The 20,334-nt window shown below is 63.8% G+C and carries 22 protein-coding genes and 2 pseudogenes; 9 read left to right on the top strand and 15 right to left on the bottom strand.

What is annotated here, in order from left to right:
* Positions 1–128: 128 nt before the first annotated feature.
* On the top strand, positions 129–833 hold the full coding sequence (gene traR, locus STARVERO_RS05470; RefSeq protein WP_159598154.1) for an autoinducer-binding transcriptional regulator TraR: 705 nt from the start codon (positions 129–131) through the stop codon (positions 831–833).
* A gap of 3 nt (positions 834–836) precedes the next feature.
* Here the strand turns inward: traR and STARVERO_RS05465 are convergent, their stop codons facing one another.
* The 13 genes from STARVERO_RS05465 to traI form a co-directional block, all read right to left on the bottom strand.
* Positions 837–1,145 carry a transcriptional repressor TraM gene (locus STARVERO_RS05465; RefSeq protein ID WP_159598153.1) on the bottom strand — a complete coding sequence of 103 codons (309 nt, stop codon included), beginning with the start codon at positions 1,143–1,145 and terminating at the stop codon, positions 837–839.
* A 338-nt stretch (positions 1,146–1,483) separates the two neighbouring features.
* Positions 1,484–2,794 (bottom strand): IncP-type conjugal transfer protein TrbI, encoded by a 1,311-nt coding sequence (gene trbI / locus STARVERO_RS05460; RefSeq protein WP_159598152.1) that lies wholly within the window; start codon positions 2,792–2,794, stop codon positions 1,484–1,486.
* Positions 2,795–2,804: 10 nt separating this feature from the next.
* Positions 2,805–3,260, bottom strand: coding sequence for a conjugal transfer protein TrbH (gene trbH, locus STARVERO_RS05455; RefSeq protein WP_159598151.1), 456 nt, complete (start codon positions 3,258–3,260; stop codon positions 2,805–2,807).
* Positions 3,260–4,105, bottom strand: a complete 846-nt coding sequence (gene trbG, locus STARVERO_RS05450) for a P-type conjugative transfer protein TrbG (RefSeq protein WP_159598150.1) — start codon at positions 4,103–4,105, stop codon at positions 3,260–3,262. The genes trbH and trbG overlap by 1 nt, the downstream gene beginning before the upstream one ends.
* A 17-nt stretch (positions 4,106–4,122) precedes the next feature.
* Entirely contained in the window at positions 4,123–4,785 is a 663-nt protein-coding gene (locus tag STARVERO_RS05445; RefSeq protein WP_159598149.1) for a conjugal transfer protein TrbF, read from the bottom strand.
* 14 nt (positions 4,786–4,799) lie between these two features.
* Positions 4,800–5,999: a P-type conjugative transfer protein TrbL gene (gene trbL / locus STARVERO_RS05440; RefSeq protein WP_159598148.1), complete on the bottom strand. Its 1,200-nt coding sequence runs from the start codon at positions 5,997–5,999 to the stop codon at positions 4,800–4,802.
* Complete coding sequence (trbK, locus tag STARVERO_RS05435) at positions 5,993–6,223, bottom strand: entry exclusion protein TrbK (protein WP_200837695.1); 231 nt, start codon at positions 6,221–6,223, stop codon at positions 5,993–5,995. The genes trbL and trbK overlap by 7 nt, the downstream gene beginning before the upstream one ends.
* Positions 6,220–6,972: a P-type conjugative transfer protein TrbJ gene (trbJ, locus tag STARVERO_RS05430; RefSeq protein WP_244616876.1), complete on the bottom strand. Its 753-nt coding sequence runs from the start codon at positions 6,970–6,972 to the stop codon at positions 6,220–6,222. Before trbJ ends, trbK begins: the two co-directional genes overlap by 4 nt.
* A 28-nt stretch (positions 6,973–7,000) precedes the next feature.
* Positions 7,001–9,463 (bottom strand): conjugal transfer protein TrbE, encoded by a 2,463-nt coding sequence (locus STARVERO_RS05425; RefSeq protein WP_159598146.1) that lies wholly within the window; start codon positions 9,461–9,463, stop codon positions 7,001–7,003.
* Positions 9,464–9,471: 8 nt separating this feature from the next.
* Positions 9,472–9,768, bottom strand: a complete 297-nt coding sequence (locus STARVERO_RS05420; protein WP_159598145.1) for a conjugal transfer protein TrbD — start codon at positions 9,766–9,768, stop codon at positions 9,472–9,474.
* On the bottom strand, positions 9,761–10,159 hold the full coding sequence (locus STARVERO_RS05415; protein ID WP_159598144.1) for a TrbC/VirB2 family protein: 399 nt from the start codon (positions 10,157–10,159) through the stop codon (positions 9,761–9,763). The genes STARVERO_RS05420 and STARVERO_RS05415 overlap by 8 nt, the downstream gene beginning before the upstream one ends.
* Positions 10,149–11,120, bottom strand: coding sequence for a P-type conjugative transfer ATPase TrbB (gene trbB, locus STARVERO_RS05410; protein ID WP_159598143.1), 972 nt, complete (start codon positions 11,118–11,120; stop codon positions 10,149–10,151). Before trbB ends, STARVERO_RS05415 begins: the two co-directional genes overlap by 11 nt.
* Positions 11,117–11,755: an acyl-homoserine-lactone synthase gene (gene traI / locus STARVERO_RS05405; RefSeq protein WP_159598142.1), complete on the bottom strand. Its 639-nt coding sequence runs from the start codon at positions 11,753–11,755 to the stop codon at positions 11,117–11,119. The genes trbB and traI overlap by 4 nt, the downstream gene beginning before the upstream one ends.
* A 327-nt stretch (positions 11,756–12,082) precedes the next feature.
* Here traI and repA point away from each other — a divergent pair, with 327 nt between their 5' ends.
* The 5 genes from repA to STARVERO_RS05380 all read left to right on the top strand — a co-directional run bounded on the left by repA (position 12,083) and on the right by STARVERO_RS05380 (position 16,889).
* On the top strand, positions 12,083–13,315 hold the full coding sequence (repA, locus tag STARVERO_RS05400) for a plasmid partitioning protein RepA (RefSeq protein ID WP_200837693.1): 1,233 nt from the start codon (positions 12,083–12,085) through the stop codon (positions 13,313–13,315).
* Between the two features lie 78 nt (positions 13,316–13,393).
* Positions 13,394–14,392: a plasmid partitioning protein RepB gene (gene repB / locus STARVERO_RS05395; RefSeq protein ID WP_159598141.1), complete on the top strand. Its 999-nt coding sequence runs from the start codon at positions 13,394–13,396 to the stop codon at positions 14,390–14,392.
* Between the two features lie 157 nt (positions 14,393–14,549).
* Positions 14,550–15,866 carry a plasmid replication protein RepC gene (gene repC, locus STARVERO_RS05390; protein ID WP_159598140.1) on the top strand — a complete coding sequence of 439 codons (1,317 nt, stop codon included), beginning with the start codon at positions 14,550–14,552 and terminating at the stop codon, positions 15,864–15,866.
* 10 nt (positions 15,867–15,876) lie between these two features.
* Positions 15,877–16,194 (top strand): hypothetical protein, encoded by a 318-nt coding sequence (locus tag STARVERO_RS05385; RefSeq protein ID WP_244616608.1) that lies wholly within the window; start codon positions 15,877–15,879, stop codon positions 16,192–16,194.
* Positions 16,194–16,889 carry a nucleotidyl transferase AbiEii/AbiGii toxin family protein gene (locus STARVERO_RS05380; RefSeq protein WP_159598139.1) on the top strand — a complete coding sequence of 232 codons (696 nt, stop codon included), beginning with the start codon at positions 16,194–16,196 and terminating at the stop codon, positions 16,887–16,889. Before STARVERO_RS05385 ends, STARVERO_RS05380 begins: the two co-directional genes overlap by 1 nt.
* A gap of 89 nt (positions 16,890–16,978) precedes the next feature.
* Here the strand turns inward: STARVERO_RS05380 and STARVERO_RS05375 are convergent, their stop codons facing one another.
* On the bottom strand, positions 16,979–18,121 hold the full coding sequence (locus STARVERO_RS05375; protein WP_159598138.1) for a site-specific integrase: 1,143 nt from the start codon (positions 18,119–18,121) through the stop codon (positions 16,979–16,981).
* Positions 18,122–18,245: 124 nt separating this feature from the next.
* On the opposite strand from STARVERO_RS05375, the gene STARVERO_RS05370 reads away from it, so the two are divergent.
* From STARVERO_RS05370 to STARVERO_RS23490, 3 genes and pseudogenes are all read left to right on the top strand, one after another.
* Positions 18,246–19,199, top strand: coding sequence for a DUF1403 family protein (locus STARVERO_RS05370; protein ID WP_159598137.1), 954 nt, complete (start codon positions 18,246–18,248; stop codon positions 19,197–19,199).
* Between the two features lies 1 nt (position 19,200).
* Positions 19,201–19,896, top strand: coding sequence for an SMC-Scp complex subunit ScpB (gene scpB / locus STARVERO_RS05365; protein WP_159598136.1), 696 nt, complete (start codon positions 19,201–19,203; stop codon positions 19,894–19,896).
* 28 nt (positions 19,897–19,924) lie between these two features.
* Positions 19,925–20,147, top strand: a pseudogene (locus tag STARVERO_RS23490) (ISL3 family transposase); the annotation flags it as partial.
* Here the strand turns inward: STARVERO_RS23490 and STARVERO_RS05360 are convergent.
* Positions 20,145–20,306 (bottom strand): annotated as a pseudogene (locus STARVERO_RS05360) (transposase); the annotation flags it as partial. The pseudogenes STARVERO_RS23490 and STARVERO_RS05360 sit on opposite strands and share 3 nt — an antisense overlap.
* Positions 20,307–20,334: the final 28 nt, after the last annotated feature.

Raw genomic sequence — 20,334 nt, 5'->3', positions numbered from 1 at the left:
GAGTGCGCAAACTCCCCACAGGATACCGCCTTCATGCAAGGTGTATGGAGAAAGCGTAATTTTGAGTTGACCAATCCGAAGGTCAAAACTCAGCTGCATGAAAACAAAACGTTGTGCGGAGGAAGCTGGTGAAGCATTGGGTTGACAGGCTTACCGACCTGGCGGCGGTTGGGTTGGACGAAGCCGGTCTCAAATCGGCTTTGACGGACCTTTCTGAATCCTTTGGCTTTGCCGGTTACGCGTACCTGCATATGCAAATGAACAATACATTTGCAATTTCGAATTATCGCTCTGAATGGCAGCGCGTTTACTTCCATGAGTGCTACTCCGTGATCGATCCCGTCGTTGAGCGGGCAAGGAGACTCAGGCGCGCCTTCTCTTGGGATGGGGAGTCGGACCGCTCGCACCTGTCTAGAGAACAGCGATCCTTCTTCTCGCATGCTGACGACTTCGCGATCCGGTCGGGCTTTACGATCCCGGTGAATACCGCGAACGGCTTCATGTCGATGTTCACGCTGGCATCCGACAAGCGCAGGATCGATCCCGAAAAGGATATCGATGCTATCGCGGCCGCGGCTGCCGTGGGGCAGCTTCATGCGCGCATTGCGCATCTGCAGGCGACGCCGACGATCGAGGAGCACGCATGGCTTGATGCGAAGGAGGCCGCCTATCTGCGCTGGATTGCACTGGGCAAGACCGTGGAGGAAGTGGCCGAACTCCACAACGTCAAATATAACAGCGTGCGGGTGAAACTCGCTGAAACAAAAAAGCGGTTTAACGTCTACACGATTACACAGCTTGTTGCCGTGGCGATCCGTCGGAAGCTGATCTGACGATTATTTCACTGAAACACTCGGTGTATATCCGAGAAGCGCGATAAGAGCCGCGACGGCAGCCATTTGAGAGTGCATCTCGATGGCGGCCTCGATGTACCGGACATGCTGCTCGCCCCCCAGCGTCTTCCCGGTCTTGCAGGCTTCGGGAAGTCCGTGAAACAGCTCGTCGGCGCGATCGACGAGCTGCCTGTGGATGCGAATAGCATTGACTGTGATGGCCTCGAGATCCGACCGCGGCAGTCCTCGCGTCAGCCCGACGAGGGGACGAAGCTCGTATTTGGTTTCCGGTGTGGTCTCGTTCGTTTCCATCCCCTGCTCGCCTGAAGTTGTCCGCGGTGCGCCCCCGCCGACGTTAATCCCATGAACCCTAGCCGGGGGTTAGAATCCGAGATGAATCGGCCCTGAGACCTTTAGCACCGAAGCGCCTGGACATGCGTCACAGGCCCCCGGCCGTAAGGTCAGAGGATTCTGGTGCCATTCCGGTCGGCACCAACCGTTCATCAGGGGATTCTAAGCCCCAGGACAGCGCGTACTGCCCCAACCTCCTTATACGGAGCATGGGGCCGCCGCGCCAGTGGCGGGCCGCAGCAAGGCTGGCTGGGTCCTAAGAAATCTGTCAGGGGAACAGTGCCTTGGGTGGCGATCCCCTAACCCCGATAGGCGCCGGGGAACACGATGTCCTGGTCGACCAGTACGTTGAACTGGTAGCCTGGACGGATCTCGAGCGTTGGCTGGACGTCCATGTTGCGCTGGATGGTCTGTTCCGCCGTCCGACCGAAGGTCTCGGCGAAATTGATCCGCGCGGCGTCCTCGGGGCTGTTGGAATTGAACGGGTCATTGCTCTGGGGAATCGCCATGTCGATCCCGGTGCCAATCAGGGCGATCAGTATGGCGGAGCCGAAGGTTTCCAGCCATTTGCGATCGGCCTTGTCGCGGAAGCCGCCATAGCCCTCGGCGTCCGTTCCCGCCATGCCGCCGATCTGCAATGTCGAGCCGTTCGGATAGATGATATCGGTCCAGACGACGAGGACACGGCTCTGCCCGAACGACACCTTGCTGTCGTAGCGACCGAAGAGCTTCGTGCCTTGCGGAATGAGCAGGCGATGGCCGGTCGCGCTGTCATAGACATTCTGGCTCACCTGCGCGGTGATGCGCCCCGGCAGGTCGGAGTTGATGCCGGTGATCAGGGTCGCGGGGATCACCGAGCCGCGCTTCAGCTCAAAGGGCGAGAGCTGCGGCACCACCCGGTTCGGCAGGTAGCCGAGGCTTTTGAGGTCGGCATTGAAGAAGTCTTCCTTGGCACGCTGACCGTTGGGATCCGGATTGATGCCGCCGGCTCCCGCGCGCAAGGCGGCGGCGAGAAGGTCCGGGGCGCCGCCCGAAGGAGACGCGGAAGCTGTTGCCGGTGCACCGGGGCGGGTTGCTGGGCCAGTGCCGAGCCCGTCGAGCTTGCCCCGATCGACCGCGATGGGGGCGTCATAAGCTGCGTCATTCGCCTGCAGCCGCGCCATGTCCTGACGATGACGCTCACGCACATATTGCTCCTCTTGCTCGCGCTGCAGCCGCGCCCGCCAGACGGCTTCCGGCTCCAGCGTGGGTTCCGGTCGCACGTTCGCTTGCCGCGCTGGCGGGGGTAGAAACGGGTTGGTTACCGGCACCTCTTTGGTCGCGACTGGCGCGGGTGCGGGTAATGCCACCTGTTGGGGTTCGCCGATGATGGCATCGCCGACGCCGCGTTTGAGCTGGTCGGCAAAGGTGGATGCCGGGTTGCCGGTACTCTCCCCGGGCCCGCCCGCTTCTCCCATGCGCAGGCCGCGCGAGGCCAGGCCGTAGAAGATCACACCCAGGAAGGCGACGACCAGCACGATGACGATGATGACGGGCAGCCGGTTGATCCGGCGCATGCCGGCTTCGGTTTCGTCATTCGCAGCACCGCCGAGCTTGAGGGATTGTGTCATGACACCCTTCCTATCCGCGCCGCATGACGGAGACCGGGCTCGCCGGCGTAGCGCCGGCTGCCGTGACGCTATAGGCCCGCCCGAGTTCAACATCGGCTGTCGAGAGCCGAGCCAGGACCTGGCCCTCGAAGGGAACGATCATGTAGGCAAGCGGGACAATGCTCGTGCCGCCCTCGGTCTTCTGGTCCGTGACGACGGCATAGCCCCAGCCCTTCAGGGCGGTTTCGAGAGCTTCCCCGAAAGGCGAACCGTCCTGCTTGAGCGCGATCGTGGCGGTTCCCGGCCCGACCTGTTCGGCCAGTCGGCTCACCATTTCGCCAGCGATGGCGCTTGCGGCAGGACCGGACACGTCGGCGGGTGCCTCGCTGGCAATGAGGCTGCCCTGTCCGGCGGTCTGACATCCGGCAAGGACGAGCGCGAGCGCTGCCGCGCCGGCCAGGGAACGCAACGTGGGAGGAAGGAGCATCAGCCGCCCCTCCTGATCGTCACCTTTTCCTGGTTCCAGCCGACGCCTGACACGAGCACGGCTCTGTCGACGTGATAGTCGACGATCATCATGTCGCCCTTCATGCGGTAATTGACGATGCGGCTCTGTCCGCCCGAGGTTACGAAGAGGACGGGCGCATCCTGTCCGGTGATCGAGCGCGGAAACTGGATGTAGGTCTTCTGTCCGTCGCTATAGACCCGGCTCGGCCGCCAGCCGGCCCGACCGGAGACCGAATATTCGAACTGGAGCTGCTCAGCCGGCACGCCGGCGCCGGGGATGGTGCTGGCCTCGATCCGGGCATTGATGTCCGCCATTCTGATGGAGACATCGTCGGGATAGGCGAAGCCGACGCGGGCCATATACTGGCTCTGATGCGATTTCAGCTGAATGTGGTAGGTGCGGCGTGAAGTGGTCACCACCATCGAGGTGACGAGCCCCGGCTCCGACGGCTTGACGATCAGGTGGATCGCCTGGCCGTCGGCCGCTCCCGAGGTCGCAGGCTCGACCTTCCAGCGGACGGTGTCGCCGACGAGCACGTCGCGGACCACTTCGCCCGGCTGGAGTTCGATGTCGCAGACCTGCAGCGGAGAGCAGACGACGGAGGGCTGGATCTCGCCATAGAGAAAGACGACCTTCCCGTCGGGTCCTCTTGTGACCACGCCGGGGCTCCCCCGCCAGCGCTCCGAAATGCCGGTGCCCTTGGCCTCATTGGCGCTGAGGCCCTGCGCTTTCACGCAGGTGGGGGACGTCAGAAGGGAGGCCATGATGGCAAAGGCGATGGTGGTCGGCAGAAAAGGCCGGATTGCTGCGTGGTTTTCGTGCATGCGCGCGTGCGAGCCTTTCAAAGCTGGGCCGTCCAATCGAAGTCGCGCAGATAGAGGCCGATCGGGTTGAGGCGGATGCTCGCCTCGTCCTGAGGCGGCGTCAGCGTGACGGTGGCGATGCCACGGAACCGCCGGACCGCGGTCTCCTTGCCCTTGCGGTCACGCTCGAACTCGGTCCAGTCGATCTGATAGCTCTGGTTCGACAGCGCGACGATGTTGTTCACCTCGATGGCGACCGTCGCGTTCCTCGCCTTGTCGAAGGGCGACGAGGAACGGAACCAGGCATTGACCTTTTCGGTCGCCGGATCAGAGGTGCGCAGATGCGCATAGGTGCGGTCGATGTACTGTTTCTGCACCACGGCATCGGGCGTCACGCTGCGGAAGTTCGAGACGAAGCTTCCGAGCGTCGCGCGCACGACGCGCGGATCGGCATATTCGATCTGCTGCGGATAGCCGGCGCTCGAGGCGGTGCCGAGTTTGTCGACTTCGACGATGTAGGGAACGAGCCTGACCTGCGTGCTCTGGAACAGGGCATAGGAGAAGCCGATCACCGCCATGACCATGCCGGTGATGCCGACGACGCGCCAGCCGGCAGCGGCCTTAACATAGGAGCCATAGCGCTCGTTCCACTCCTGACGGGCGGCGATGTAGGGGTTTTCTGGTGGATTGCCGGAGGCCATACCGGACCGTCTCCTCATTTGTTGTCGTCGATGGGCGGCGGCACGGGGCGGGACGAGCGCGTGCCGCCGGACTGCCGGCCCTGGTCGAGCTTGGCATTGGCGAGGCCGAGCAATGAGCCGGCATAGGCGCCGGGTGCGGCAATGGCCTTTTCCTTGGCCGCTGCGCCTGCCGCTCCCGCGGCACTGCCGATACCTGACGCCATGCCGCGCAGGGCGGCGCCGGCCAATGAGGAGCCGCTGGCGCGGGCGTCGCTCGCCGACTGCGCGCCCTTACCGGCCGCGCTGGCACCCAGAAAGGCGCCACCGGCCGCGAAGCTCGCGACCTGTGCGCCGTGCCGGATCGCCTCCATGCCGCCGGAGATCGAGGCACCCTGGACGACGCCCTGCATGATGGGCGGCACATACATGGCGATGACGAAGACGACGACCGAGATGCCGGCAATGGCCAGCGTGGTGATGAACTGGTCCGAGGTCGCGGTCGGGGCCTCGGCGAGACCGAGCAGGATGTCCGAGCCGATCCTGGCGATCATCACCAGCGCCATCAGCTTGATGCCGACCGAGAAGGCATAGACGAGATAGCGGACGGCGAAGTCTTTGGTGAAGGAGGAACCGCCGAGGCCGAGCATGATCATGCCGGCAAGCAGGCCGACATACATCTCCACCATCACCGCGACGAAGATCGCGGCGACCAGTGAGAAGGAGATGACAACAACCACCATGGCGAAAACGGCGGCGATCGCCAGCGCATTGTCCTCGAACAGGCCGAACTTGGCCTGTTCCGACATCTTGGACGCGACGCGGATACCGGCATCGAAGATGTTGGCGGGTGAAGCGTCCCCTCCGCTGCCGCCTATCTGGAAGAGGCTGTCGACCACGGCCTTCGCGAAGTCCGGTCCCTGGTCGAGAATGAAGGCGAACAGGCCGATGAACATGATGCGGCGCACGAGTTCGGCGAACCAGGCGTCGAGCGAGGCGGCATTGATCGCGAGCCATACGGCCGCGATGCCGATCTCGATCCCCGCGAGGATCCAGAACAGCGACCGGGCGGCATCCATGACTGTGGTTTCCCAGCCGCGGGCCGCGGTCACGACGGAGTTCTCCAGCGTGGTGAGAACGGAACCCTCCTGCGCCAGCGCGGGTGCGCTCACGAGCAGGACGATCGCTGCAACCGCAATGGCGAGTTCGAGCGGACGGCAAGGGCACGGGATCACCATCGCGGCTTCATCTCCTGGCCGCCGCGAACATCCCTGTTCGGATCGCCACCGAAAAAGCGCTCGATATGTTCACGACGTGCGGTGTCGGATGCCGGAGGTGACGATGGTTCGGTTGTCGCGCGGGCAGGCTCGGTGGACGATGGCCCGACCATCCGGAAGGCGAGCGTCGCGCACAGGCCAAGGGCTCCGGCGAGCAGGATGAGAATGACAAGACGGGAGCTCACCAGCGCGGCTCCATGGTCTGCCCGCCGCGAATGTCGCGGGTGGGAGCGTTGAAGAACTGCTCGCGGCGGGCCTGGGCGAGGTCCTTCTGCGCCTGGTCGGACTGATACCAGGTGCCCATCATGGTCATCTGCTGGGATACGAGGCCGCGCAGCTTCTGCATCTGCGCAACCTGCTGGGTCGCGATCTGATGGCCGACCTGCAACGCCTTCATCTGGCCGTCGGCACTTTCCGACATCGTGCGCAAGGACGACATGGTGGCCTCTTCGCTGCCGAACTGCTGCGCGGTCAGGTTGGCGGCCTTCAGCGTGCCGGCGATGGTGTCGCGATTGGTGGTCGACCAGCCCTGATAGGTGGAGGAAAAGGAAGCGCCATCGGGCAGGCTGCTCTTCATTTCGGCGAAGCTCTGGAAGCGCTGCCGCAGCACGTCATCGGCGTTGCCCATGGAGAAGGCGATGCCCTGGCCCTGCGAGACCACGTTCTGCAGACTCTTCAGGTCATTCTCGACCTGGCCCCAGACATGGTTCGGCAGTTGCGCCGTGTTCTGCAGCATATTGTTGTAGATGTTCAGCTGGTTCTGGATCTGCTCGGCAAGTTGGGAGATCTGCTTGATCTGGTTGTTCACCTGCTCGGCGGACTGGCCGACAAGGCTCACCAGCTCGGCATTGTTGGCGAGCTGCGTCCATTCGGTCGCACCGCCCGTTGCACCGCCGGCGGGTGCCTCCCGAGGCAGGCTCGCCATGAACAGCATGATTGCGGTCGTGAGCACGAACCGGGATCTATGCGGTGGCAAGGATGGTTTCGGCATGGGCGATCCCCCTCTGCTGGAGCCACGAGAGAGGCCAGCCGGCCCCCTTTTCGGAGTGCAGCGCGCGAATGCGCTTGAGGTCCTCCTTGCCGGACGCTCCCACGAAGGAGAGGGCAACGGGCCCCAGCGCCATGTCGAAGAGCCGCCGTCCGTCCGGGGAGGCGACGTAGTATTCGCGTTTGGGCAGTGCGCTCGCGACGATCTCGATCTGGCGTTCATTGAAGCCGAGGCGCTCGTAGAATTCGCGGGTGCCCGGCTCGCGTGCCGATCCGTTCGGCAGGCAGATCTTGGTCGGGCAGCTTTCCTTGAGCACGTCGATAATGCCGGAGCGCTCGGCGTCCGAGATTGATTGGGTGGCGAGGACGACCGCGCAATTGGCCTTGCGCAGGACCTTCAGCCATTCCCGTATCCTGGCGCGGAAGGTCGGATGGCCGAGCATCAGCCAGGCCTCGTCGAGGATGATCAGGCTCGGCGCGCCGGTCAGACGCTTTTCGATGCGACGGAAGAGATAAGTGAGCACGGGGACGAGATTGCGCTCGCCCATGTTCATGAGCTCCTCGATCTCGAAGCACTGGAAGGTGCCGAGCGACAGACCGTCCTGTTCGGCATCGAGCAGCTGTCCCATCGGACCGTCGACGGTGTAGTGGTGGAGCGCGTCCTTGATCTCGCGCATCTGGACGCCCGACACGAAATCCGAGAGCGAGCGCCCTCGCGAGCCTGCCATCAGGCCGATCTGCCGGGAGATGGCATTGCGATGGTCGGGCGCGATCGTCACGCTCTGCAGCGCGACGAGGGTCTCGATCCATTCGCTCGCAAACGCCCTGTCGCCATCCGTGGACAGCTCGGCGAGAGGGCAGAACGCGAGCGGAGCCTCCTCCCCTGCCCCGATGTTCTCGCCGCCGATCTCGTAGTGCGAGCCGCCGATCGCCAGCGTCAGCGGCAGCATGGAGCGGCCCTTGTCGAAGGCGAAGACCTGAGCATCGCCGTAGCGGCGGAACTGCGCGGCGATGAGCGCCAGCAGGGTCGACTTACCAGAGCCGGTCGGCCCGAAGACCAGCGTGTGGCCGACATCGTCGACATGGAGATTCAGGCGGAACGGCGTGCTGCCGCTCGCCACCTGCATCAGCGGCGGCGATCCGGGCGGATAGAACGGACACGGCGCATCGACGCTGCCTGACCAGACCGAGTTGAGCGGGATGAGGTCGGCGAGGTTGCGGGTGTTGATCAGGGGTTCGCGGATATTGGCGTAGGAGACGCCGGGCAGGCTGCCGATGAAGGCGTCGGTGGCGTTGAGCGTCTCGATGCGGGCGCCGAAGCCCTCGGCCTGGATGAGGCGGCGCACCGCCTCGCATTTTTCCCTCAGGCGGGTCTGCTCCGTGTCGAACAGGACGATGACCGGTGTGTAATAGCCATAGGCGACGAGCTGCGAGGAGGCTTCGGCAATGGCATCTTCGGTTTCCGCCACCATCATCATGGCGTCCTGGTCGACCGATCGGCTCTGCGTCTGGAACAGCTGGTCGAAGAAGGGCCGCACCTTCTGCTGCCATTTCTTGCGCGTGCGCTCGAGCTTTTGACGGGCCTCCTGCTCGTCGAGGAAGACGAAACGCGACGACCAGCGATAGGTCAGTGGCATCAGGTCGAGCGCGTTGAGAATACCGGGCCAGCTCTCGGCCGGCAGCCCATCGATGGCGACGACGCCGAGATGGCGGTTCTCGACGAGAGGCGTCAGCCCGTGCCGAAGTTCGGCCGTGGCCAGCCAGTCGAGATACATCGGGATGTCTGGCAGCCGGACGGGATGGTTCTCTCCGGTGATGCAGAAGCGGATGAACTGAAACAGTTCATCGTATCGGGCGGTGTGAAAGCCGCCGGCCTCTTCCGTCTCGCGGGTCACCATCCGACGGATCGAGACGACATTGGCGAGATATTGCTCGATCTCCCGGATCGAGGTCCGGAAGGCATCGAGTGCCGCCGAGGCGTAGGAGGCGGTGCGGCTTGCCTCGTCGGAATAGATATAGCGCGTGAGCCCGGAACGCCGCGGCTCCGGCGGACGCCATGTCAGAATGAGTGCATGGCGGCTCTCAAAATGGCCGCGCTCGCGCTGGAAATGTGACCGACGCTCGGCGTCGATCGCGCGGGTCACTGGGTCGGGGAAATGGCAGTCTTTCTCGTCGGGATAATCCGAGGTCGGCACACGAACGGCCTCGACCTGGATCATCCAGCCGGAACCGAGCCGCGCCAATATGGTGTTGATCTGGCGGGAGACCTCGTTGCGCTCACTCGGCGTTGAGCTCTCGCTGTCGGGGCCGGCAAAGTACCAGCCGGCCATCAGCGAGCCGTCCTTGAGCAGGAGCACGCCATTGTCGACGAGGCCGGCATAGGGCACGAGGTCGGCGAAGGACGGACCGGCATGACGAAAGGATCTGAGCGCGACCATGGGCGACCTCAGAACCGCCGCCAGGGCGTCGAGGTCGCCCGGTACTGCGACTGGTAGGTGATGTGGCGCACATAGACACGCCGCATCAGCGGGTCGGACCTAGCCATCATGCGCAGTATTGCCACCACGACCAGCCAGATCGCGACGCCGAACAGTGTCGCGTACCAGGTGAGCACGACGAAGATCAGGATCGCGGAGGCAAGGCCGGTCAGCAGCACCAGCTCCCGGTCGGCGCCCATCAGCAGGTTTGGCCGGGACAGGGCACGGTGGATGCGCGATCGTGCGAGGCTGGACGTGTCAGCCATCGGTCCCCTCCCCTCCCCCGCCATGGGAGGACGCGGGAGGCGCCGTCTGCGCAGGTGCGACCGGCGTGCCGATCGAGGCGCCGGTCGATCCGAACAGGGCAACGATCTGGGTGGCCCCTAACAGGATGCCGGCGACGAGAACCACATACATCAGCCGCCGCGCGAAATCGTTCAGCTCGCCGCCGAAGATCAACATGCCGCCGGCGACCGCGACGGCCGCGAGTGCGATGAAGCCGGCCACGGGCCCGGTGATCGACTGCTGGATCTGCTCGAGCGGACCTTCCCAGGGAAGGCTGCCGCCTGACGAGGCGAAGGCCGGCTCGATGAGTGCGGTTGCGGCGAGAGCTGCAACGCCGGCGCCGGCAAGAGCAAGGTGAAGGCTACGCGACATGGCTGTCCCCGTCGGTTTTCCCATAGTGTTCGGTCTGATACCGGGAGGCGCTGAAGCCCTCGACGTGAAGGATCTCGTGCACCCGCCTCCCCCGGCCCGAGCGCTCGATCGAGACGATGAGGTCGACCGCCTCCCCGATGACTTCCTGCATGGGCTGCTGGCTGACCTCGGCGGTGAGTTGTTCGAGACGGCGCAAGGCCGACATCGCGGTGTTGGAATGGATCGTGGTGACGCCGCCGGGATGGCCGGTGTTCCAGGCCTTGAGCAGTGTTAGTGCCGCGCCGTCGCGGACCTCGCCGACGATGATGCGGTCCGGGCGCAGGCGCATGGTGCTCTTGAGCAGGCGCGCCATGTCGACGGTGGCGCTGGTGTGAAGGCAGACGGCGTTCTCCGCCGGACAGCGGATCTCGGCGGTGTCCTCTAGGATGAGAAGGCGATCGTCGGGAGCCTCCGCGACGATCTCGGCGATGACCGCATTGGCCAGCGTGGTCTTGCCGGAGCCGGTGCCGCCGGAGATGACGATGTTCATCCTCGCGGCGATCGCGCTACGCAGGACGGAGACCTGAGCCTTGCTCATCACCTTCGCCTTCACATAGTCGTCGAGCGGGATCAGCCGGGAGGCGCGCCGCCGGATGGTGAAGGTGGGGGCGGCCACGACCGGGGGCAGCAGCCCCTCGAAACGATGACCGCCGATCGGCAACTCGCCGGAGATGATGGGCTGCTCGTCGTCGGCCTCCGATTGCAGGGCATGGGCGACACTGCCGATCACGACCTCGGCGGCGGCCGGGTTCATGGCTCCCACCTCGGCGACTCCCTGGCCGAGCCGTTCGATGAACAGCTTGCCATCGGGATTGAGCATGATCTCGACGACGGTCGCGTCGTCGAGGGCGACGCAGAGCTGGTCGCCCAATGCCTCCTGGAGCTTGCGGACCAGCCGGGAATGGGACCGGAGCTGGGTCACGCCGCACTCCTCAGCGTTGCGGGGGCGCCTGCGTTGAATTCCGGGCGATAGTGAGCCGGGCACACGTTCCGGAAGCTGGCCGCGTCGATGGGCAGCGTGCCCGCGATCGCCGTGGTGTTGCCGATCCGGACCGGCTCGCCCAGCCGCTGCATCGGCCAGCCCGCGCGTTTGAGGATCCGTTCGAAGCGCAGGTCGGTGGCGGTGACGAGCTCGTTGTAACCATTGGCCATCGACCATTCGATGATCCCGGCGAACAGGAACAGCGTGGTCTCGTGCAGAAGGCCCCCTGCCCTGTCGGAGGCCAGCGTGGTGTCGACGCAGAAGCGCGAGCTCTCGACCATTGCCGTGTGGACATTGAGCGAACCGCTCGCGAGCAGTTGCGGGAACGTCCTCTCCAGCATGGTCGGTCCGGACGCGGGGAGCAGGCGACAGCATCCGGCCACCTGTCCCGAGGCGGTCACCGCCAGGACGTAGGACGGCTGCAGGTCATCATACTGATCCCGCTCCTCGCCGTTCTCGATGGTGACGTCCCATTCGAGACGTCCCGAGAAGATCGCGGCGCGCAGGCGTCGCATCTGGGCGAGTAGGTCGGCGTATGCCTCATAGTGTGCCGGAACCACAACCTGAATCCGCATCAACGTCTCCACATGAACGGGCTGTGTGGAGACAGATCACCGGTGGCGGGGGCCGGCTACGTGCAGATTTGCAGCGGGTGATTCCACGGTCGAGGTGATCGACGGGACGATCCGGGAGGCGCGGATCGTCCTGCATGCGGGTGCAAATTTGCAGTTCCCATGGGGCATCCGCTTCCGGCCGACTCACGGTAAGTCTCGGAAAACGTAACGAAATGGCCTGCGGACTTGGGAGCTGCGGATTTGAGCGTTAAGGTTTCGTTAACCAAAAACGGCTTGCGACCCTTCTCGAATCGACCATAGTAATAACGCTTTCAGCGTGAATGCTGCATGAAAAGCGTTATTCTAGAGAAGTTGGCGGAAGTGAGCACAGGGCACCCTACGGAAACGGACTTTGACGAGGAGATTCTCCAGCAGGGGGAACTCATCTCCGATAAGCTCAATATGCTGCGCTTGGAGCAGTATCCGCCTAATGCGGAGAAAGGGCTTCGCCTTTTCTCATCCGTTGAGGTCGCCGAGTTTCTCGGAGTGACGCAGAACCACATCAAGAAGCTTCATCTTGAGGGGAAAGGGCCTGATCCACAGGTGTCATCCTCCGGCCGGCGCAGCTACACGGCTGCGCAGATGCTGGAACTGCGCCATTTCCTTGACAAACACGGCCGGAGCGACATCAAACGGTATGTTCCTCATCGTCGGCCGGGTGATGAACTCCAGGTGGTTTCCGTCGTCAATTTCAAGGGAGGCAGCGGCAAGACCACGACGACCGCGCATCTGGCACAGTATCTTGCCCTTACCGGCCACCGTGTTCTGGCTATTGATCTCGATCCGCAAGCATCGCTAACGGCTCTACATGGGATTCAGCCGGAACTGGATAAAAACCCCTCCCTCTTCGAGGCGCTGCGCTACGATGACCAGCGCAAGTCGATCAAAACGATTATTCGGCCTACCAATTTCCCTGGCCTCGATATCGTGCCGGCGAATCTCGAATTGCAGGAGTACGAGTATGAAACGCCTCTGGCGGCGTCCAATAAGGGGTCGTCAGAGGGGCGGATGTTCTTCACCCGGATCACTCAGGCGCTTAAGGAGGTCGATGACCAATACGATGTGGTGGTCATCGATTGTCCTCCACAACTCGGCTACCTGACGTTGACGGCATTGACCGCGTCGACGTCCGTTCTGATCACGGTCCATCCGCAGATGCTTGATATCATGTCGATGAGCCAGTTCCTGCTGATGCTTGGCGGCATTCTTCAGTCGATCAAAAGTGCTGGTGCGCGGGTCAGGCTGAACTGGTTCCGATATTTGGTCACGCGCTATGAGCCAACGGATGGGCCGCAAGCGCAGATGGTCGGATTCATGCAGGCGATGTTCAATCGTCGCATGCTGCGGAACCAGATGCTCAAATCGACGGCGATTTCCGACGCGGGCATCACCAAGCAAACGCTTTACGAGGTTGAGCGCAGCCAGTTCACTCGGTCGACCTATGATCGGGCCGTCGAATCCCTCAACGCCGTGAACGGCGAGATCGCTGAGCTAATTCACAAATCGTGGGGGCGAAAGTGACCGTTGGTTTGACAGCCGTGCAAATCGCCGAAAAGTCTAGGTACAGCAAAGGGATGCGTCCTGTATCGGGAGGGCGTCTTGGCTAGGAAGCACCTACTGGCGTCATTTGCCGATCCGAAGCAGGAAGAGGTGCCCGTAGCTACGGCATCGGAGTCTCGTGCGGAGTATGCGCGGCGTGGAGCTTCCCGTTCCATGATGCAAACTCTTGACGAGATGGCGGAGAATTCGATGCGCCTCTTGGAGGGGGAGGCGATCGTTCAGCTAGATCCAGCTTTGCTTGATCCCTCCCCTTTCGCTGATCGCATCGGCGAAGAAGCTGATGAATTCGATGCGCTTGTCGCAGCGATCAAGGATGTCGGCCAGGCCTCACCGATCCTCGTCCGGCCGCATCCGGATGATGCCCAGCGTTACGTGATCGTTTATGGGCATCGCAGAGCGAAAGCGGCACGGCAGCTTGGAATACCGGTAAGGGCGGTTGTGAAGCCGCTTGCGGATATCGCTCATGTCATTGCGCAGGGGCAGGAAAATACGGCTCGCGCCAACCTGACTTTCATTGAGAAATCGCTTTTCGCGAAGAAGTTGCTCCATTCGGGAATATCGAAGGACGACATAAAGCGTGCGCTGACGATCGACGATACCTTGCTCTCGCGCATGCTGGCTGTTGTCGAAGCCGTCCCGGCCCCGGTGCTTGACGCGCTAGGCGCTGCGCGCGGGGTAGGTCGTGATCGCTGGGAGCATTTGAAGAAGGAACTGCTTCATCCCGCGAAGGCCAGTGCCGCAGTCGAGCTGGTGCACACGCCTAGCTTCAAGGATGCGCCTCAAGAGCAGCGCTTCGCGCTCGTTCTGGAAGGAATAGCGAGGGCGAAAACTCGTAAGCCGGTGGTCGCTCGTCCTACCGAACGAGACTGGGCACTGGCTGGAGATTCGGTGAAGGTGGTGACGAAGGCCGCAGGTCGCTCGTTCACGCTCGCACTGAAGGCGAAGGACGCTTCGGATTTCGGGGCCTATCTCTCTGATAATCTGGAGCGCCTTTACGAGGAATACCAGAAAAACGGATCAAAGCAGGAGACGCACTAAACCGCAAAAGAAAAAGGCCCCCGAAACGGTGTCCCGGAAGCCCTTCTCGTTGTTGGCGCATTGAGAATCGCACCTCCCGGAATCACCGTCAAGCGTTTTAGCGAACGACCTTGCTCGGGCGCGCTGGATTCTTTTGCCTAGCGATAGGTGAAGGACAATGCAGACGCATGTTTCGACGACGCCCTTTGGGCGGCGGCCGATGAAGCTCGGCCAGATTTCGAGCCAGATGGTGGCGAAGGCGGTGAAGCCGGATGCCGTCGCGCATAAATGGCAGGTGTTCCAGGACATCCGCGAGGCGAGGGAACTCCTCGGCGCCACTGATCGCTCGCTGGCGATCCTCAACGCCCTGCTGACTTTCCATCCAGAAACCGCGCTCACCGGCGATGCCGAGCTGATCGTCTGGCCGTCCAACGAGCAGCTGGCGGCGCGAGCGAACGGCATGCCGGCGACGACGCTGCGCCGGCACATCGCCGTGCTGGTCGATTGCGGGTTGGTGATCCGGCGCGACAGCCCGAACGGCAAGCGCTTCGCCCGCAAGGGCAGGGGCGGCGAGATCGAGCAGGCCTATGGTTTCGATCTCTCGCCGCTGGTCGCGCGGGCGCAGGAACTCCATGACCTGGCCGAGGCGGTTCATGCGGAGAGAAGGGCGTTCCGCGTCGCAAAGGAGCGTCTCACGCTGCTGCGACGGGACATCGTCAAGCTGATCGACACCGGCGTCGAGGAGAGCGTCCCAGGCAATTGGGGGAAGGTACTGCTGGACTATCAGGCGATCATCTCCCGCCTCCCTCGTTCGGCCCCGCGCCAGCTGGTCGAGGCAATCAGCGCCGAGCTGGCGGCTCTTTACGCGGATATCCGCGAGGCTCTGGAATCTTTCACGAAAACGCAGAATCCGGATGCCAATGAGTCCCATTCCGGTCGTCACATACAGAATTCAAATCCAGACCTTCATATTGAATCTGAACATAGCCTCCGAAATAAAAAAGAAGCGGGCGGCAGCGTCGCGGAAACCGACAACGTGCGGAGCTTGCCGAAGCGGGAGTTGCCCCTTGGGATCGTGCTCGACGCCTGCCCCGGCGTGCTTGAACTGGTGCAGGGTGGTGAAATCCGGCACTGGCGGGACTTCTTGGCCGCAGCGGAGCTGGTCCGGCCGATGCTGGGGATCAGCCCGAGCGCCTGGCGAGAGGCGCAGGAGGCGTTGGGCGAGCAGCATGCGGCAATCACGCTGGCCGCGATCTACCAGCGCGTCGACCAGATCGGTTCGCCCGGTGGCTATCTGCGCAGCCTGACGGATCGGGCGAGGGACGGGAAGTTCTCGACCTGGCCGATGATCATGGCGCTGCTGCGGGTAAAGCTCGATGCGCAGAGGATCGGACGGGATACGGAACGGCCGCGGTCAGCAGGTTCCAGTGAGGGTGGTGGTCTCCACGTCTCGGAAGCGCTGCTTAAAAGCCTGAACAAGCCAAAGGGGCGGTAAAGGGAGAGGAGTGCGGTTTGATGAACTTGTCCGCGAGGAACGAAACGACTATCTTTCAACGGTTATGAGCACGCATCTGGCCTTGATCCTGACGACGGTGAACGCACCCTATGGCGAGCAGCTTGACGGTGCGGAGTTGGCTCATTGTCTGTCGGATATCACCCTGGCGAAGCAGCATCCCGGTCAGGTGAGCGCCTTTCTGGGAGAGGTGCCTGTTGCCAATCAGTTGAAGTTCGCGGACGCTTATCACATTCCGTTTGCGACGCTGAAGGCTCTGGCAAGTGATTTCGCAGCGTGGTCGGGTGAGAGCTACCCTCTCGCCGCCTGATGACCGAGCTTGCCAATCGTCGTCCTTCGGAGTGGCAGCGGCTTTTTGCCATTGCTTCCGATCTCATACGCCAGGTGAAGGTGGCGACCGGCGGATATGATTTCGAATGGTCGTTCGGCGGTGGCACGGCCATGATGATCCAGATTGGTCATCGTGAAAGCCACGACGTCGATCTGTTCATCAACGATCCGCAACTGCTCGGATTCCTGGATCCATCGAGAAGCGGGTTGAGCTTCAGTGTCGTGCCTACAGCCTATGAAGGCGATGGAGCGCGATTCCAGAAATTTGCCTTCGACCAGCTGGGCGAGATCGATTTCATCGTTGCGAGCGCACTGACAGCCGTCCCCACAGTGACACAGCTTGTCGAAGGCCAGCCTGTCCAGCTCGAGACCATCCCCGAGATCATTGCCAAGAAAATCGTCTACCGGGGCACCGTTGCAAGGACACGGGATATCTTCGACCTTGCTGCCGCGTCACGGGAGCATCGGTCGGAGGTGATCTCCGCCTTGCAGGCCTTTCCCGAACAAGTGGCGGCGACGCGACAGCGCCTCGCTGCGCTGAATCCGGAATTTGTTGCGAGAACAATCTCGCAGCTGATGATCAAGCCGGCCTATGAGTCCATCGGCCCGGACAGCCTTGCGATCGCTACCGATCTCCTCGACGAGGTCCTGCACGCTTCGTCCCGTTCATCCTAATTCGTGGTCGCGACTGCTACAGGCGGTATTTTTTATGCTGGAACTGATCTCGCCGGAAGCGATGGGTCGATAGGGCAGGGGCCTTCCGCCTACAGCCCAGCGGCCTTTGTGAGATTGACGCGGAATCTGTCACGCCGGCGCTGATAGCGTCGGGTCATCTCGGCGGAAGCATGGCCGAGCTGTTTCTGCACATGGCGCTCGTCGACTTCCGCGGAAGAGGCGAGGCCGGCGCGCAGCGAGTGGCCGGCGAACTTTGCCTCCCGTTCGCCCTCGGTGAGATCACCGCGCACCCCGGCGGCCAGTGCGGTGCGCTTGACGAGGCGGGCGACCTCGCGGTCGTTGAGGCGTTCCGTCCCGACATCCTTGCCTCGGCCCGTCACCCGCCGGAACAGCGGGCCATGGCTGATGCGCGCCAGCTTCAGCCAAGTGGTGAGGGCGACAACCGGGCAGGTGGCATCTGACGAGCCGCGGCCGATCTCGACCTCGCGCCAGCCGGTTTTGCCACGCAGCGTGACCAGTAGTCCCTTGTCGAGGATCTCGACCCAGCCGCGCCCGTCCTCGGTCTGGTCGCGCCCGCAATCCAGCCCGACGATTTCGGAACGGCGCAGGCCGCCGGCAAAGCCGAGCAGCAGCATGACGCGATCACGCAGGCCGCGCAGCGTACCGCGCTCCAGCACCTCCAGCATGGCGATGAGGTCTTCGGGGAGCACCGCCTCCTTCTGCCGGGGCGGGGCGGCATGGGTGTTGCGGATGCCGGCGAGGACGGTGGCGATGTGCCGGTCCTTGCGATCGAGCGGGGTGCCGCGCTGGGCGTAGTTCCAGGTGATGGCGGAGAGCCGGCGCTCGATGGTGGAGACGGAGTTCGCCTTGCCGCCGGGAATCGCGCCGCTGGAGGCGCAGGCAGTGATGTACAGCCCGACCACCTGCGGGGTGGGCGGCATAAGCTCTAGCCCCTGACGCCGGCACCAGGAAGCAAAATGCGCCCAGTCGCTAGCATAGGCACGGCGGGTATTGGCGGAGCTGGACGCTTCGACATAATCGCGGGCGCGGCCGGCGAGACGCTCGAGATGGGCGGGGAGGGGGGCACTTTCTTCCGGAAGCGGGGTGGGGAGGGCGGCACCCTCGGCCGACGGCGCGGCATTGGAAACAATGACGGGTGCGCCTGAGCCCTGAGGCGATGCGGAGCGCCCCGGAGGGCGATTTTCGTCGGTTTGCGCGGTGTTTTCAGCCATCTCCTATATAAAGAGAAGAATGACCGATAATGCAAGATTATCTGACTTTTATATGTAGCGACATAGCGTGCGGTTTTCTCGTTTGAGCGTGGCTATAAGCGCGCATAGCCATTAAGCTCCGGCCATGGACGTCGCGCTGATTCCGCCCTTGAAGAGCCCCGCCGCCGTGCCGGTCCTGCCCGGCTGGGCGCTGCCGCGCGGGCGGGTGAGCGACCCGGCTGAGGCGGCCTTTCTCGCCGGCGCGGCGTTGAACTGCCTTGACAATCTGGTGCGCATGGACCCGCCCTGGGCCGGCGCGTGGCGCGCGCGGCTGGCGCTTGGCTGTGCCGCCGCCGCGGTCCACCAGGCTGGTCGCGCGGAGGACGAGGCGGCCCTGCGCGACGCGTGGTTTCTACGTCCGCCCGATGGCGATCCCGGCCCCGCCGGACGGCTGCTGGCCGCCTGGCGCCGTCTCGCCGAGCGCACCCCGAATGTCGAGGAGACGGCCCTGGAGTCGATCTGCGGACTGCTCGGCATCGGCTGGAACTCTCAGCTTGCGGCTCTCCCGGAGGAAATTGATCGACAGTTCGCCAAGGGCCGGCCGGCGCCTTTGGCTGCTGCGGCGATCCTGCGCGCCGTCGATGCCGTCGCGCCGAATGCCGCTGTGCTCGGGTGGTGGCTGGCCGACCAGATGCTGGCACGCTCGTTACGCTGGCCGTTCGCGGTGCCGCTGCTGATGGTCGAGGCCCACAGCGCCGTGTTCCGTCGCGCCGGCGGGGCAGGGCGGCTGCGCCCGGCCGATGACGGCTTCGAGGCGGCGCTCTGCCTCGCCGTGGCGCAGGGCGCGGCGCGGGTCTGCCGCGTAGCCGCCGAGATCGCGCCGCGCGCCGCCCGGCTGCTGGCGGTCGCCCCAAAACTGCGCGCCAAGGGGGCAGGGGAGGCGATCGCCCTTCTGCTCGACGATGACGCAGTGCCGGGCACGCTGGCAACCGCAAAGCTCTCGCGCTGGGGCGCGCGGCGGCTGTTCGAGCGGCTCGAGGCGCTGGGCGCGGTGCGCGAGCTCACCGGCCGCTCAGCGTTCCGACTCTACGGTCTGTGAGATGGCCAAGCGCGCGAAAACCCCGGTGAGCTTTGACGCCGAGCTCAGCGCCCTGCCGCCGGAGCTGCGCTGGCGCGAATGGATGGGCCGGGTCGAGGCGGTGATCTTTGCCTCGCCCGAGCCGGTGACCCGCGAGGTGCTGGCAAAAGTGGTCGGCCGCGACTGTAGCCTCGATCATCTCATCGACGACATCCGCGCCGAGCTGCGCGCCCGGCCCTATGAGCTGGTGGCGGTCGCCGGCGGCTGGCAGCACCGCACCCGCAAGAGCTTTGCCGAGGCGATCCAGGTGGCGACCGGCCTCGGCACCACCGAGACCAAGCCGCTGTCGCAATCCGAGGCGCTGGTGCTGCTATGCATCGGCTACTTCCAGCCGATCACCCGCGGCGAGCTCAGCCAGTTCTTCGGCCGGGAGATCAGTCGCGACACCATCGGTCATCTGCGCCGGCTCGGCTTCATCGCCGCCGGTCCGCGCTCACCGCAACCCGGCGCGCCCTATACCTATGTGACGACCAGGGAGTTTCTGTCGCATTACGGGCTCAATACGCTGCGCGACCTACCGGATATGGAGGCCCTCGAAGATGCCGGGCTGCTCAGCAAGGACATGCTGCTGGCGGGGGATATCCCGCTCGGGCTGATGGCAGGTGAGTCGGACGACGAGGAGTTGGAGGAGGAGGTCGTGAGCGACGAGGAGAGCTGAGCGCGCTCGCCGATCTTTCGACCAATGCTCGGATGTCTTCCGCACCCGCGAGAGCTCTCTCGAGCTGTTCCTGGCCTTGCTCGACGCGCAATGGGCGGCTGAGCGCCGGAACAGTGCGGAGCCCTGGCGCCGGCTCGGACAGCAGGAGTTCCGCGGTAGTCTGCGGAGTCGTCACCGAGTGGGCTACACGCCGCCGGCGGGCTGAAACGATCGAGGGTGGGGGCCTGAACCGCACGCCATCGGCACGGACGCATCTCGAGCGGAGCAAGCCCCTCATATCTCTTCTTCCAATTGAAGTACGTCGCCTGGCTGATTCCGGCCCGCCGGCAGATCTCCGCCACCGGCCCGCCGTCCGCTCTCTGCTTCAGGATGAATGCCTTCTGCGCGTCCGAAGAATTCGATGCCTTCATCGTCTTCCGCTCCTCCCAGCCCGGGGAT

This window comes from Starkeya nomas, assembly GCF_902703545.1.
Lineage (GTDB): Bacteria > Pseudomonadota > Alphaproteobacteria > Rhizobiales > Xanthobacteraceae > Ancylobacter > Ancylobacter moscoviensis.
This window is presented reverse-complemented; position numbering and strand designations above follow the sequence as displayed.